This is a genomic window from Enterococcus sp. DIV1316a (assembly GCF_050536915.1).
GTDB classification, from domain to species: Bacteria; Bacillota; Bacilli; order Lactobacillales; family Enterococcaceae; genus Enterococcus; species Enterococcus faecalis.
In genome coordinates this window covers 910,309-923,526 of the sequence record NZ_CP172913.1, presented here as the reverse complement: position 1 = coordinate 923,526, position 13,218 = coordinate 910,309, and the positions used below count along the sequence as shown (strand labels likewise).

15 protein-coding genes are annotated in these 13,218 nt (G+C 38.3%); 2 read left to right on the top strand and 13 right to left on the bottom strand.

Annotated features, from left to right (window positions below):
• The first annotated feature begins 125 nt into the window (after positions 1 to 125).
• Positions 126 to 1,046, top strand: coding sequence for a mechanosensitive ion channel family protein (locus IGL56_RS04535; RefSeq protein ID WP_002382128.1), 921 nt, complete (start codon positions 126 to 128; stop codon positions 1,044 to 1,046).
• A gap of 44 nt (positions 1,047 to 1,090) precedes the next feature.
• Here IGL56_RS04535 and IGL56_RS04530 read toward each other — a convergent pair whose 3' ends face one another.
• From IGL56_RS04530 to ulaG, 10 genes are all read right to left on the bottom strand, one after another.
• Positions 1,091 to 2,260 (bottom strand): N-acetyldiaminopimelate deacetylase, encoded by a 1,170-nt coding sequence (locus IGL56_RS04530; RefSeq protein ID WP_002386002.1) that lies wholly within the window; start codon positions 2,258 to 2,260, stop codon positions 1,091 to 1,093.
• 36 nt (positions 2,261 to 2,296) lie between these two features.
• Complete coding sequence (gene dapD / locus IGL56_RS04525) at positions 2,297 to 2,998, bottom strand: 2,3,4,5-tetrahydropyridine-2,6-dicarboxylate N-acetyltransferase (protein ID WP_002358012.1); 702 nt, start codon at positions 2,996 to 2,998, stop codon at positions 2,297 to 2,299.
• Positions 2,999 to 3,078: 80 nt separating this feature from the next.
• Positions 3,079 to 3,567 (bottom strand): cyclic-di-AMP-binding protein CbpB, encoded by a 489-nt coding sequence (gene cbpB / locus IGL56_RS04520; RefSeq protein WP_002358013.1) that lies wholly within the window; start codon positions 3,565 to 3,567, stop codon positions 3,079 to 3,081.
• Between the two features lie 256 nt (positions 3,568 to 3,823).
• Positions 3,824 to 4,534: an L-ribulose-5-phosphate 4-epimerase gene (locus IGL56_RS04515; RefSeq protein WP_002358015.1), complete on the bottom strand. Its 711-nt coding sequence runs from the start codon at positions 4,532 to 4,534 to the stop codon at positions 3,824 to 3,826.
• Positions 4,524 to 5,384 carry an L-ribulose-5-phosphate 3-epimerase gene (locus IGL56_RS04510; protein ID WP_002358016.1) on the bottom strand — a complete coding sequence of 287 codons (861 nt, stop codon included), beginning with the start codon at positions 5,382 to 5,384 and terminating at the stop codon, positions 4,524 to 4,526. Before IGL56_RS04510 ends, IGL56_RS04515 begins: the two co-directional genes overlap by 11 nt.
• Positions 5,385 to 5,388: 4 nt before the next feature.
• Positions 5,389 to 6,027, bottom strand: a complete 639-nt coding sequence (locus IGL56_RS04505; protein WP_002381985.1) for a 3-keto-L-gulonate-6-phosphate decarboxylase UlaD — start codon at positions 6,025 to 6,027, stop codon at positions 5,389 to 5,391.
• Between the two features lie 13 nt (positions 6,028 to 6,040).
• Complete coding sequence (locus tag IGL56_RS04500) at positions 6,041 to 6,340, bottom strand: PTS sugar transporter subunit IIB (RefSeq protein ID WP_002358018.1); 300 nt, start codon at positions 6,338 to 6,340, stop codon at positions 6,041 to 6,043.
• Between the two features lie 14 nt (positions 6,341 to 6,354).
• Complete coding sequence (locus IGL56_RS04495; RefSeq protein WP_002381988.1) at positions 6,355 to 7,842, bottom strand: PTS ascorbate transporter subunit IIC; 1,488 nt, start codon at positions 7,840 to 7,842, stop codon at positions 6,355 to 6,357.
• A 12-nt stretch (positions 7,843 to 7,854) separates the two neighbouring features.
• Complete coding sequence (locus IGL56_RS04490; protein ID WP_002358021.1) at positions 7,855 to 8,313, bottom strand: PTS sugar transporter subunit IIA; 459 nt, start codon at positions 8,311 to 8,313, stop codon at positions 7,855 to 7,857.
• Positions 8,314 to 8,330: 17 nt separating this feature from the next.
• Positions 8,331 to 9,398 (bottom strand): L-ascorbate 6-phosphate lactonase, encoded by a 1,068-nt coding sequence (gene ulaG / locus IGL56_RS04485; protein ID WP_002358022.1) that lies wholly within the window; start codon positions 9,396 to 9,398, stop codon positions 8,331 to 8,333.
• 193 nt (positions 9,399 to 9,591) lie between these two features.
• On the opposite strand from ulaG, the gene IGL56_RS04480 reads away from it, so the two are divergent.
• Complete coding sequence (locus tag IGL56_RS04480; RefSeq protein WP_429861289.1) at positions 9,592 to 10,356, top strand: DeoR/GlpR family DNA-binding transcription regulator; 765 nt, start codon at positions 9,592 to 9,594, stop codon at positions 10,354 to 10,356.
• Between the two features lie 93 nt (positions 10,357 to 10,449).
• Here the strand turns inward: IGL56_RS04480 and IGL56_RS04475 are convergent, their stop codons facing one another.
• Genes IGL56_RS04475 through racE form a run of 3 tightly spaced genes read right to left on the bottom strand, consistent with a single transcriptional unit; the run spans position 10,450 to position 13,150 of the window.
• Positions 10,450 to 10,962, bottom strand: a complete 513-nt coding sequence (locus IGL56_RS04475; RefSeq protein ID WP_002381991.1) for a metallophosphoesterase — start codon at positions 10,960 to 10,962, stop codon at positions 10,450 to 10,452.
• Positions 10,963 to 10,974: 12 nt separating this feature from the next.
• Positions 10,975 to 12,330 (bottom strand): ribonuclease PH, encoded by a 1,356-nt coding sequence (gene rph / locus IGL56_RS04470; protein WP_002358026.1) that lies wholly within the window; start codon positions 12,328 to 12,330, stop codon positions 10,975 to 10,977.
• Complete coding sequence (gene racE / locus IGL56_RS04465) at positions 12,323 to 13,150, bottom strand: glutamate racemase (RefSeq protein WP_162783342.1); 828 nt, start codon at positions 13,148 to 13,150, stop codon at positions 12,323 to 12,325. Before racE ends, rph begins: the two co-directional genes overlap by 8 nt.
• Between the last annotated feature and the right edge of the window lie 68 nt (positions 13,151 to 13,218).

Sequence of the window (13,218 nt, the reverse complement as noted above, 5' to 3'; positions counted from 1 at the left end):
TTTACAAAATTATAACATTCCTAAAAAAACATGTTAAGTCTTTAAAAAAACTTTCTATTTTCTTCCCCTTTCGCCGAGAGATTTAGTATACTAAAAGAAGAAATTTTAGAGAAAGTTGGATTTTTATGTTGATACTTGGTTTAGCCAGTACTGAAACAGTCGATTCTTCTGCTCCTGATTTAGCAGAAGCGACCGTAAAAAAAGTGAGCGCGCTACAACGCTTTTGGAACAATATTAATTGGGATGCCATTGTCGCTACCTTAATTGAAAAAAGTTTATCAATTTTATTTTTAATTTTTCTATTTTTTATTATTCAGCGAATCGGGAAATATTTAATTGATCGCACCTATGCAAATTATAGTAAAAAGCAACATTTTAGTGAAAGCCGTTTAAAAACGTTACACACTTTAATTATTAATGCATTTCAATATACGCTGTTCTTTTTCTTCATCTATTCTCTTTTGACCATTGTCGGTGTGCCTGTTGGCTCATTATTAGCCGGAGCGGGAATTGCCGGTGTTGCCATTGGTTTAGGGGCTCAAGGATTCATGAATGACTTAATTACCGGATTTTTCATTATTTTAGAACAACAAATGGATGTAGGCGATTATATTCGCTTATTGGCGTTAAATATTGAAGGAACAGTTACTTCTGTCGGATTACGAACCACTCAAATTAAAGCGGTTGATGGAACTGTTCATTTTATTCCAAACCGAAACATCACCACAATCAGTAACCTGTCTCGTGCCAATATGCAAGTGTTAATTGATGTCCGCATCAATCCTGAAGAAGGTTATGAAAAAATTTGTGAAGTGATTACAGAAGTCAATGAAACGTTAAAAGAAAAGTATATCGAAAGTATTCAAACTGGGCCAGATATTTTTGGTATGGTTGATTTAGGCAATGGCAACTTTGCGGTGCGAACGACCATGTATGTACTAAACGGCAAACAATTTGCGGTCAAAGAAGAATTTCTAGCTCAATATATCAAAGCATTAACAGAGGCCGGTTTTACGATTCCCAATACGCCCATTATTGCAAAATAAAAAACAGCCACCAGATATTTATTAGTTATCTGGTGGCTGTTTTTCTAATTGTCCAATGATTTTAAAAACCCACTAACTGCCTCCACTCCAAACAATAACGCCTCTTCGTTCGGTTCAAACTTGGCAGAATGAAGGCTATAAGGACTTGCCACGCCTAACCAAAACATCGTGCCTGGGACTTTAGACAATAGATAGCCAAAATCTTCACCTGTCATTGCAACCGGTGCTTGTTGAAATTGAACTGTTGCTTGTTTGCTCATGTATTCAATAAAATTCGTGGTACATGCTGGCTCATTCACTACAGGTAAATACCCTTTTTGATCAAGATGAACAGTTACTTCACATTGAAAAGATTGCGCAATACCTTCACTAATTTCGCGAATTCTTCGCTGCGTTTGTTCATTCGTTTCTGCTGTCAATGTGCGAATTGTACCAGATAAAGTTGCTTCTTCGGCAATCACATTGCAGGCAGTCCCTGCATGAAAAGTCCCAAAAGTAACGACTGCCCCGACCACAGGATCAACATTTCGACTAACGATCGTTTGCGCTTGCTGAATTAAATTTGTGGCCGCCAAGACCATATCATTTGCTTGATGCGGAAAAGCCGCATGTCCACCTTTTCCTTTTAAGGTAATGTTCACTTCACAAGTGGCAGCAAACAATGTCCCTACTCTGGTACTAATAGTTCCGACTGGCAAATCAGGATTAACATGAAGCGCATAAAATTCATCAGGTAACCACTCACCAAACGCATGGTCTTCATACATCAACATCCCCCCTGCTTCATTTTCTTCAGCAGGTTGAAATAAAAATAAAAAGTTATTGTCTGGTTGCTGTTGACTTAATTCTTTCAAAACCCCTAAACCGATTGTCATGTGAAAATCGTGCCCACAGGCATGCATAAACCCTGGTCGTTTTGATTGAAAAGCAGAAACCACTTCCTCTTGAATAGGCAAACCATCAATATCAGCACGCCAGCCGATGGTTTTCTGAGGATTTTTGCCTTCTATGAAGACTAAAATCCCCGTTTGCCATGTTCGAACTTGCAGATAAGGTTGCTTCATTTTATCAATTTCATTAAGTAAAAAGGCTTGTGTTTCCTTTTCTTCTAGACCGATTTCAGGTATTTGATGTAGTTGCCGTCTAATCGCAATTAATTCTTCTTGCTCCACAAAAGCCACTCCTTCATTTTTGGGGTAATCGAAAGCCGCCATGAAGAAGTTTCTTCATCGCGACTGACTAATTTATTTTTAGAGTTTACGTAATTCTTCTAAAATCTCTGTTTTACTCTTGGTTTTATCATCAATTTGTTTAATTACTTTTGCTGGCACGCCTGCGACAACGGTATGCGCTGGAACGTCTTCCACAACTACTGCCCCAGCAGCCACAACGGCACCTTCACCAACACGAACCCCTTCTAGTACGACCGCATTCGCTCCAATGACAACCTCGTTTTCAATAACCACAGGTGCGGCACTTGGGGGTTCAATGACACCAGCTAAAACCGTTCCCGCGCCAATATGACAATGTTTTCCTACAGTTGCACGGCCGCCTAAAACAGCGCCCATATCAATCATAGTCCCTGCACCAACGACGGCGCCAATATTTAGAATAGCCCCCATCATAATCACCGCTTGATCGCCAATTTCAACTTTTTCGCGAATCAAAGCACCTGGTTCAATTCGAGCATTAATGTCTTTCAGATCAAGAAAAGGAATTGCTGAGTTACGTGCATCGTTTTCTACAACATAATCCTCAATTTTTTCTTTGTTTGCTTCTAAAAAAGGTTTTACGTCAGCCCAATCGCCAAACAATGTCCCAGTTTTACAATTATTAAAGACCTTAATTGTTTCCGGAAACGTGACTTCTTTTAATTGCCCTTTCAGTGTTACTTTAACAGGCGTTTGCTTTTTGGCATCGCCAATATACTGAATAATCTCATATGCGTCCAATCACAGCACTCCTTTACTTCGTGTTATCATACAGAATAACGCATTTATGAGAAAAAAGTAAAGAGTTTCTTGCGTTTTATTTAAATTACTTTCATTTCTTCTTCTGATTTAGGCAGAACAAGATGATGTTTTTCTAATTCATGCGCCATATGATTGACCGCTTTTAAAATTTCTTTGCGTGTAATGATACCTTTAAAGCGTTGATTATCATCAACCACTGGTAAAAAAGAAGCATCTACTAATAAATGTAACACTTCTTCTAAATCCCACGATTCACCAATTACAGGAACATTGACTTCCATTACATCGGCCACAGTAAATTCATTCAATTTTTCAAAATCCACTGAAGTCAAATCAAACATTTTATCTACAACGTCTGTCAAGCCGATTAAGCCAACAAAGCGATCTCCCTTATCTAACACAGGAATCTTGGAATAGCGAACTTGCGATAAGACTAATGCCGCGTGACTTAACGGATTTAAACACATTACATTGGCGACATTTTCGGCGGGTACTAAAAACGTTTCTTGTTTTTCTAATAATAATTCTTTTACAGCAGTCCCTATCATGATTGGGTTGCCTCCATTTCTAATTCTTTAACACGTAACTTATTGTACCTAATTCTGCGGAAAAAGTCTTGGAATTCGCAAATTCTTCATAACTTAACAAACGAAAATTAACGTTTTGTTCTATTCTCCCCAAAAAAAGAGAACGCTTTCTTAAAAAAATAAAAACTTAGTTGTCCCATAACAGACAACTAAGTTTTTATAAAAGACCAATTAATCAGTCAATTATCCTTCTTTTTCACACGTTTCATCACAGCCATCACTGACCATAATAAGCGGAAATCCCATGTTTTCTAAGATAGTGTTTATCCAATAAAAAATGATCAATTGGTTCAACAGCTGGATTAATTATTTCCGTCAAACGTGCCATTGAACAGATTTCATCTAAAATCAAGCTGTTTTCAACTGCTTTTTCCGGAGTCATTCCCCAAGTAAATGGGCCATGTCCATAAACTAGCACTCCTGGAACTGCTAAAGGATCTAGTTCTTGTTCATGAAATGTTTCAACAATGACTTTGCCAGTCTCTTCTTCATAGTTTTCTTTAATTTCACTTTCAGAGAGCGCTCTTGTGCAAGGTACAGCGCCATAAAAAGCATCCGCATGGGTGGTACCGTAAGGAGGTAAGGCTCGCCCTGCTTGAGCCCACGTAACACTATTCAGGGAGTGCGTGTGCGCAATCGCTCCAATTTCTGGCATTTTTTGATAAAGATAAAGATGCGTGGGTAAATCAGAAGACGGCTTTAATGCATTGGTTTCCAATAGTTGTCCGTTTAAATCAGTCACTACCATCTGTTCCTTGGACATTTCTTGATACTTGACGCCGCTTGGTTTAATTACGATAATCCCTAATGACCGATTGATTTCACTAACATTGCCCCACGTTAATTTGACTAAGCCCAGTTTTGGCAAAGCCAGATTCGCTTCATAAACACGTTGTTTCATTGCTTGGATGATCGCTTTATTGTTCATAATAACCCACCTCTGCTAATTTGGGATAGAGATACTGCTGCGCGGCTTGAATTTTTTCTTGAAAATTCAAATCCGTTTCATTCCACATTTCAATTAAAAAAGGACCACTATAGTTTAAACGCTTGAGTGTTTTCAATAAGCCTGTAAAATCAACACAGCCTTCTCCAAAAGTAACTTCCCGAAACTTCCCTTCAAATGTGTCTGTTACAGCGAAGGTATCTTTTAAGTGAATAGCAGCGATTTCAGCAATTCCCTTTTCAAGCTCAACCGCCGGATTATTTTCCGGCCAAGCAGACAAATTACCTAAATCAGGATAGACATGCAAAAAAGGAGACGGAATTTGTTCCTTAATTTCTAGAAATTTTTGTATGCTATTCATAAAAGGGTCATCCATAATCTCAACAGCCAGAATGACACCGTATTGTGCAGCTTCCTCAACGCCCTTTTTCAGACCTTGAAGAAAAAATTCCCTTGTTTCGGCAGTTTTTTCTTCGTAAAAGACGTCATAGCCAGCTATTTGAATTACCCGTATGTTTAATTGATGAGCCAAACGAATCGCTTGAGATAAAATTTTCCGTCCTTTTTCACGTGTTTCTTTATTTAAAGAGCCTAAAGGGAACCGCCGATGACCACTTAAACACAAAGAATGGATAAAAAAATCTTCTTTCACCATTAATTGAGAAAGTTCTTGTAACTGGCTTGGTGTCCAAGCCAATCGTGCTAAACGTTCATCGGATTCATCAATTGACATTTCTAAAAAATCAAACCCTAACTTTTTGGCCCATGTTAATCGTTCTGCCCAAGTTAAATTTTGCGGGAGTGCTTTTTCATACAGTCCAATTCGTGCCATTTTATCACTTCCAAATCTGATCGATTTTTTTTTGAAAATCTTTGGCTGCTTGTTCAGGATTTTTTGATTCAGTAATCCCACGGCCCGCAATAAATGTTGCAACTGCCATTGTTTGAAACAATTCAAGCGTTTCGACAGTTAAACCACCTGTGACGGACACTTCAAAGCCTAAGTCAATTAGTTCTTGAACTTTATTCAAATCTTTTTCTCCCCAGCTGCCGCCAGCTAAAAGAGCATCTCTACTTTGATGATAAATCACCTGATTAATCCCTAATTCTCGCCATTGTCGAGCTTGTTGCATTGTCCAATTTCCATATAGTTCTACTTGTAATTCTCGGACTTCTTTTTGAGCTGCAGCCATCGTTGGTAAGGTGGCGCAACAAATGACCGTCATGAAATCAGCGCCTGCTTGTGCGACATTACGAGCAACTGTACCGCCCGCATCAGCACATTTTGTATCAGCAACAATCGTTTTATTAGGAAACATGCGTTTTAAACAACGAATTGCTTTTTGGCCTTCTTGTAAACACAAAATAGTGCCAACTTCGATAATATCGACAATTTCTCCGACTTTCATACAATCTGCTAAAGCGTCTTCTAAGCTATTATGATCTAAAGCGATTTGTAAGTTTGGTCTTTTCATCTTTCCCATCCTTTTATTCAGATTTTTGATAACGATCTGAAGCCATATATTTTTCTTGAATTTCTTTTGCAGACATTACATTTTTAATGCCAATCACTGTGACTCCACGTTTTTCTGCTTGCTGAAACATTTGTAAAAAATTGACTGGAGTAAAAACAACGTCGTATTGGCTAGCAGAGCTTTTTCCTTCTGAAATGGCGCAATGATGAATTTTTGTAATCGGTACACCTAGTTCTTTCATTGCTTTTTCAACACTCCGCATCATCATTAGACTCGTGCCAGAACCATTGGCACAGGAAACAAGTATTCTCATTTTAAATTCCTCCTTTAATTCTCTTGAAATTTTTTAGCATATTGTTCATAATCATTGACAATCATAAAGTAACCTTCTGGATTTCTCCGATACTGAAGTTGCGGAATTATTAGTAACCCAATCACCACCACTGCTACGCCAACATAGCCTAGAACTTTCATAATGATTGTAAATAACGGCCAAGCTGTTGCCCAATCGAACATACCCAAATAACCGCCATATTGAGATAATCCAATCCATGTAGCAAATAAAGCTGAGCCACCTACTTGGATTAAACCTGAAAGGAAGGGGAATAAACAAGCAGCTTTTACTCCGCCACGATTATTTGCATAAACAGCTATGACAGCGTTATCAAAAAACAATGGGATAAAACCCGCAATAACGATTGTCGGAGACTTTAATAGAATCAGTAAGCCAATCATTAAAAACTGGCCTAATGCGCCAAAGAGAAACCCAATTGTTACTGCGTTGGGCGAGCCAAACCCGAAAGTCGCTGCTACATCAATCCCAGGAACAGCGCCTGGTAAAATGGTATTTGAAATCCCTTGGAATGACTGCGTCAACTCGTCGACAAAGGTTCTAACGCCTAATTGTAAGATAGCTAAATAGACAGCAAAATTTAATGAAGTGGTCATGATATAAAAGAAGAAACTCTGCCCTTCTTGCATAAATTTAGCTTGAATTAAATAATCTTGTCCCAAAACAAGCAAGATAATGCCAAAGAAAAAGAGCATCAAAATGGACGTAGCAACCATATTTTCATTAAAAATGGATAGAAATCCTGGTAATTCAATATCTTCCAATTTTTTATCGGCCTTCTCTGAACGATGTTTCTTTTGATCACGTTTTTTCAACCATTCTGCTAATTTTGCAAAAATAAATATGCCAAACATTTGTTGATGGGCTACCGCAAAACCAGCACCTTCTGTTAATTCCTGCGTAATCCCTACCGTTAAATTTGAAGCAACTGCCCAATAACACCCAAGAATTAAGCCCATAAAAATTAGTACTTCGATTCTACCTAAGTTAGGAAAACAAAAGAGTAAAATCCAGAAAGCGGTAGCTGCTTGTTGAATCTGAACATTCCCTGTTGTAAAAACGGCTCTCAATTTTGTATATTTTTGAAAACGAACCAACAAAATATTCATAATAAATGCGATCAATAACAAAATCATCACATCACCAAAGGTTCGTCCAAAGGTTTTCATCAATCCAGCATCGACTGCATTTTGCCCGAAATATGGATCGGTAACCATTGCCTGTAAATTAAATCGCTCTTTCAAGCCTACTAGAATAGGGCGAAAATTATTAACCAAACCACCAGAACCAACACTCAAAATAAAATAACCAACTGTCGCTTTCAGAAAACCTGCTAAACATTCATAAAAGGGCCTCCGTAACAAGAGATAACCTAATAACACGATGAAACCAATCAAATATGCTGGCTGTGTTAAAACGTTCGTAGCAAAATAAGTCCAACTATTTAACAAGAACTCCCCCATTGATTTTTCCCCCTATAATTGATATTTCTCCATAACTTCTTTAAAATCCATTGGCGTATTTGTTTCTAACAAGTCAGCAATCACGCCATCCGTCATCAATAAATCCATCAATTGCTGAATATTTTCAAGATGTTCGGCGGGATTTTGGGCTGCCAATGTAAAAAATAATGTTGCTGTTTTTGCTTCTTGATCGCCAGCAAAAGTGACTGCTTGCTTAAATTTTGTAAAAGAAATGGCCGTTCCAAAAACGCCTGCGCTTTCCTCTGATGAATGTGGCATGGCTACTTCAGGAGCAATGATGATATAAGGTCCAAACGTTTCGACACACTGGATAATCTCATCGACGTAACTCTGATCGATGATGTGTTTTTGGAGTAAAATCAAACAACTTTCCTGAATCGCCTCTTGCCAACTAACCGGTTCTTTATCAGGGTAATGAATAAGCTCTTGCTCCCAAAAATAAGTTAACATTGTACATCCAGCCTTTCTTACAAGAATGAAGGAAATGGTGTATCATTTTCTTTAACAAAAACATCATCAAAGCCACGATCAAAGTTAAATTCTAAGTTGTCTTTGTCATCTGGATAAACAAATTTGCCACCCACTTGCCAAATATATGGTTTAAATTGATAATGTAAACGATTTTTTTTAAATTTCCAAATTTCCATGATTTCTTTTGGATCCGCCATAAAATTAGACCAAATATCATAATGAACAGGAATGACTACTTTCGCATTTAAAGATTCTGCCATTCTCAACATATCAACAGAAGTTATTTTATCTGTGATACCGCGAGGATTTTCGCCATATGCTCCTAAGCAAACATCAATTGCATATTGATTACCATGTTTCGCAAACAAGTTAGAATAATGAGAGTCTCCGGCGTGATATACCGTACCACCTGAGGTTTCAAATAGATAATTGACAGCTAGTTCATTCATGTCCTGAGGCATTTTACCTTTAAATGTATTTTCAGGATCATCAGAAGTAATTAGCGCGGTTCGATCAAAAGCTTCCAAGGCCAATACGTTCACATCATTCACTTTTATTTCTTGACCAGGCTCTATAACCCGTGTTTTTTCTGACGGAACACCCCAACGCTGCCATGTTTTCACTACTTCTTTTGGACCAATAAATAGAGCCTTAGGACAATTTTGATGAACAGCAGCAGCTGTGTGAATATCCAAATGGTCTGAATGAATATGTGTGACAACTAAAGCATCTACCTCTTTTATTTCAAAAGGATCAATCACAAAAGGTTGTGTTCTTAAATTAGGTTGCATTTTTTGGCAACCACTCATGCGCATCATTTGATGGCCATTTTTCATTAAGCCGTTCCCGTGCGTTTGTTTTCCTGTTCCACACCATAAATCACATAAAATATTCGTGTTCTCATGCGTTTTCAGCCAAATGCCTGTACAACCAAGCCACCAGAGTGCAACCGTTCCTTGAAGCACATTTGTCTGATTAATTTCTTCGTTTAAATAAGTGCCCCATTCTGGAAATGTCGCCTTCAACCAACTTTCTTTTGTAATTTCATGAATCGATTTGCTCATGCTACCACTCCTCTTCTCAAATGATTGTGTTATGCTTTATAAGAAAATCATAGCCGCAAAAAATCACAATGAAAACCCTTTTATATGATTGTTTGCACTTTTAATGATTCTTTTACGTGTTTTGTTTTCCTATGAGTTATACTATTTCATGGGGGACCGTGTCCAAAAAAATAACTAAAGGAGGTTGTATTACTTGAAAAGTTCATTAGAAACCATTGAAAAAAGGCAACAAAACATTCTCGCGCTGCTGCAAAAAAACAAACAAATGACTACCTATAAATTAGCAGATGTTTTAAATGTTTCCTTAAGCACAATTCGTCGTGATTTAAATGTCTTAGAAACTAAGAATGACATCATTCGAAAATATGGGTATTGTATTTACAACGACCAAAATCAGAAAGACTTTGATCAATCAGGACCGGAGTTATTAAAACAAGCCATTGCTCGTGTTGCTTGTAGCTATCTAAGTGATTATGATATCGTTTTCATCAATTCAAGTTCCACTGCTTTGAATATTCTCCATTATTTAAAGGCCGACCATCTGACCATCGTAACGAATAATTTAAAAATTGCCACCAAGCCTCATGTTTCTCAATACAATTATATTTTGACCGGAGGCGAATTACGTTTTCCCAAAGAAGTTCTGGTAGGAGATATTGCCATTAACACAATCACCGCAACGCATGCCGATGTTTGCGTAATTGGCTGTAGCGGGGTCAGTTTAGAACATGGCGTCACTACAAAAATTTTCAATGAAGCAAAAATTAATGAGCTTATGATAAAACAAACAACAAAAGTAAAAATTCTGGTCGCGGACCATCGAAAAATCGGCTTGACATCTAAATTTAAAATTGCTGATATTACCGCTTTTGATTGTTTGATTACAGACAAACATTGCTCATCAACTTTAATTACAGAACTTCGTAAGACCGGCTTAAAGGTTATCCAAGTCGACTAAAAAAAGAGCGTAGGACAAAAATCAAAAAGAGATTTTTGTCCTACACTCAAAATCTGATAAATAAAAAAGTAGCACTTATTTCTTAACATTCACTTACTTCGTAAACGTTGCCTTTAATCGTTCCAATGGTTGGTGCTCTTTGTTATAGTACTGAACGAGATATTGTTCAGGTGTACTTTCAATTATGGCATATGTTTTCTCTTGAACTGGTCCACGAGGTAAACGAATACTTCCCGGATTAACAAAGAGAATGTTATTGTGTCGCTCTGCGCCCAGTACATGAGTGTGACCAAATAAGGCAATTGTCGCTCCTGCTTCTTCCGCTTGTAAAGCAAGTGTCGTGAGCCCCATTCTAACATTGGCCAAATGACCATGTGTCATATAAATAACTTGATCCCCCACTTTTTTAGTCACAGTTTTGGGAAATTCATCATAAAAATCACAATTTCCTTGGACTACAATTAATTTCTGCCAAAGTTCATCTGTCGGTTCTAATTCAGAATCACCACAGTGAAAGAGTGCATCGACTTGTCCTTCATAATGATTCACTAAGTCAACTAAACAGTCACGGTCGCCATGATTATCGCTTACTACCAAGATTTTCATACGTTTCAACTCCTATTTTTTTAGCCATTCTTCCCATTGTTCTTTTAATTTTGCCACTGCTTGTCCACGATGACTAACTTTATTTTTCTCTTCTCCAGACAATTCAGCTGCCGTCTTACCAAGCTCTGGGACATAGAAAAGTGAATCGTACCCAAAGCCTCCTTCACCACGAGGAATCGTGCCGACTTCTCCTGGCCATTCAGCTTCGACCACCAGACTTTCTTTCTTTGGTTCAGCAAAAACCAATGTACAATGGAAACGCGCTTGTCTTTTTTCTTTTGGCACGCCCGTTAACTCGTGCAATAGTTTCGCATTATTTGAAGCATCATTAGTTGGTTCACCAGCAAAACGAGCAGAATAGATTCCTGGCATTCCCCCTAACGCATCAACAATTAATCCCGAATCATCTGCTAATACTGGTTTCTGTAAAATTTCTGCAATTGTTTCAGCTTTTAGACGAGCATTTTCTTCAAATGTTCGACCAGTTTCTTCTACATCTGGCAAATTCGGATAATCTAATAACGTCTTAACTGTATATCCTTTTTCACCAAAAATTGAACTAAACTCTTTCGCTTTACCAGGATTTCTAGTTGCAATGACAATCACTTTCTCTTCTGAATCTTGCGAAGGGACTTCTTCAGAGGCTAAAGCATAAAGCGCTTCTTTCTGATACGCAATTAATTCCTCGATCCCTGTTTTTCCATAAAAGAGCATGGCATTTAACTCATCTCCTGAGAAGGTAGCTTCTTCACCCGTTCCTTGAATTTCCACAAATTCACCAGACTCGGTCATCACGATGTTCATATCCACTGCAGCATTCGAGTCCTCTGCGTAATCTAAGTCCAGCACACAATAACCATCGGGTAAAATACCCACGCTGACAGCAGCTAAATGCTCTTTAATTGGGTCTTCCGCTAGCGCACCAGTCATCAATAAATGATTAACTGCTAAGCGTAGAGCAACAAAAGCGCCTGTAATACTAGCAGTACGGGTTCCCCCATCTGCTTGAATCACATCACAATCGACAACAATGCTCCGTTCCCCTAACTTTTCTAAGTCAACAACAGCTCGCAATGACCGCCCAATCAAACGTTGAATCTCCATTGTTCGCCCTGTTAATTTTCCTTTCGCACTTTCCCGAATATTTCTTGTGTTCGTCGCGCGAGGGAGCATGCTATATTCAGCTGCTACCCAACCTGTTCCCGCGCCTCGTAAAAATGGGGGAACCTTTTCTTCGACAGTGGCTGAGCAAATTACTTTGGTATCGCCAAACGAAATAACCACCGAACCTTCTGGATGTTTAAAAACATTGGTTTCAATAGTGATCTTTCGCAATTCTTTTGGTGCACGACTATCATGTCTAATCATTTTCGTTTCCTCCTAAGTGAATCTGTTGTGCTTTTAAGTTCTCTATACCAAGCCAACTGCTTGCAATCTCTTCAAACATTTTTGCAGAACCAGTTGTATAAAATTCATGGGGCTGTGTAGGCGCTTCAGGCGTGTGGGCAATGTCAAAATAATCGAGAAGCATGCTGACTTCGCCAACTGTTTCGGCTCCTGAGTCAATTAATGTCACATGACTCCCCATCACATTTTGAATCACCGGACGTAACAACGGGTAATGGGTACAACCTAAAATCAACGTATCAAGTCCTTTTAATTGTAGTGCTTGAAGTGTTTCTGCCACAATTTTTTTTGCTACGGAAGAACGATATTGATTACTTTCAACAATGGGGACAAATTTAGGGCAAGCTAAACTAGTCACCTCAATTGCTGGTGCCTTACTTTTAATGGCGATTTCATAGGAAGCACTTTTGATTGTCCCTAAGGTACCTATGACACCAATTTTGTTATTTTTTGTGACTTTAACGGCTGCTCGTGCGCCAGGTAAAATAACACCGACAACTGGAATTGACAAGGCAGCTTTAATTTCTTCTAATGCGACAGCCGTCGCGGTATTACATGCGATTACTAGCATTTTTATTCGTTTTTTCAATAAAAAATCGGCCATTTCCCAAGTAAACTGAACGACTTGTTCGGCTGGTCGTGGACCATATGGGCAACGGGCTGTATCTCCTAAATAAATTAATCGTTCATTTGGTAATTGTTTTAGCGCTTCCTTTAAAACAGTTAATCCACCAACGCCAGAATCAATTAATCCAATGGCTTCTTGATTGCTCATTCTCATCCTACCTTTGCCTTTTATTCACTGCCTTTATTTTCTACTTTTTAAGGACTATTGTCAATTTTTCCTGT

Excerpts from the sequence above, each read along its gene's own strand:
- IGL56_RS04535 (WP_002382128.1), top strand. The coding sequence starts at position 126 with ATGTTGATACTTGGTTTAGCCAGTACTGAAACAGTCGATTCTTCTGCT.
- IGL56_RS04530 (WP_002386002.1), bottom strand. The coding sequence starts at position 2,260 with ATGGCGGCTTTCGATTACCCCAAAAATGAAGGAGTGGCTTTTGTGGAG.
- cbpB (WP_002358013.1), bottom strand. The coding sequence starts at position 3,567 with ATGATAGGGACTGCTGTAAAAGAATTATTATTAGAAAAACAAGAAACG.
- IGL56_RS04515 (WP_002358015.1), bottom strand. The coding sequence starts at position 4,534 with ATGAACAATAAAGCGATCATCCAAGCAATGAAACAACGTGTTTATGAA.
- IGL56_RS04510 (WP_002358016.1), bottom strand. The coding sequence starts at position 5,384 with ATGGCACGAATTGGACTGTATGAAAAAGCACTCCCGCAAAATTTAACT.
- IGL56_RS04505 (WP_002381985.1), bottom strand. The coding sequence starts at position 6,027 with ATGAAAAGACCAAACTTACAAATCGCTTTAGATCATAATAGCTTAGAA.
- IGL56_RS04500 (WP_002358018.1), bottom strand. The coding sequence starts at position 6,340 with ATGAGAATACTTGTTTCCTGTGCCAATGGTTCTGGCACGAGTCTAATG.
- IGL56_RS04495 (WP_002381988.1), bottom strand. The coding sequence starts at position 7,842 with ATGGGGGAGTTCTTGTTAAATAGTTGGACTTATTTTGCTACGAACGTT.
- IGL56_RS04490 (WP_002358021.1), bottom strand. The coding sequence starts at position 8,313 with ATGTTAACTTATTTTTGGGAGCAAGAGCTTATTCATTACCCTGATAAA.
- ulaG (WP_002358022.1), bottom strand. The coding sequence starts at position 9,398 with ATGAGCAAATCGATTCATGAAATTACAAAAGAAAGTTGGTTGAAGGCG.
- IGL56_RS04475 (WP_002381991.1), bottom strand. The coding sequence starts at position 10,962 with ATGAAAATCTTGGTAGTAAGCGATAATCATGGCGACCGTGACTGTTTA.
- rph (WP_002358026.1), bottom strand. The coding sequence starts at position 12,330 with ATGATTAGACATGATAGTCGTGCACCAAAAGAATTGCGAAAGATCACT.
- racE (WP_162783342.1), bottom strand. The coding sequence starts at position 13,150 with ATGAGAATGAGCAATCAAGAAGCCATTGGATTAATTGATTCTGGCGTT.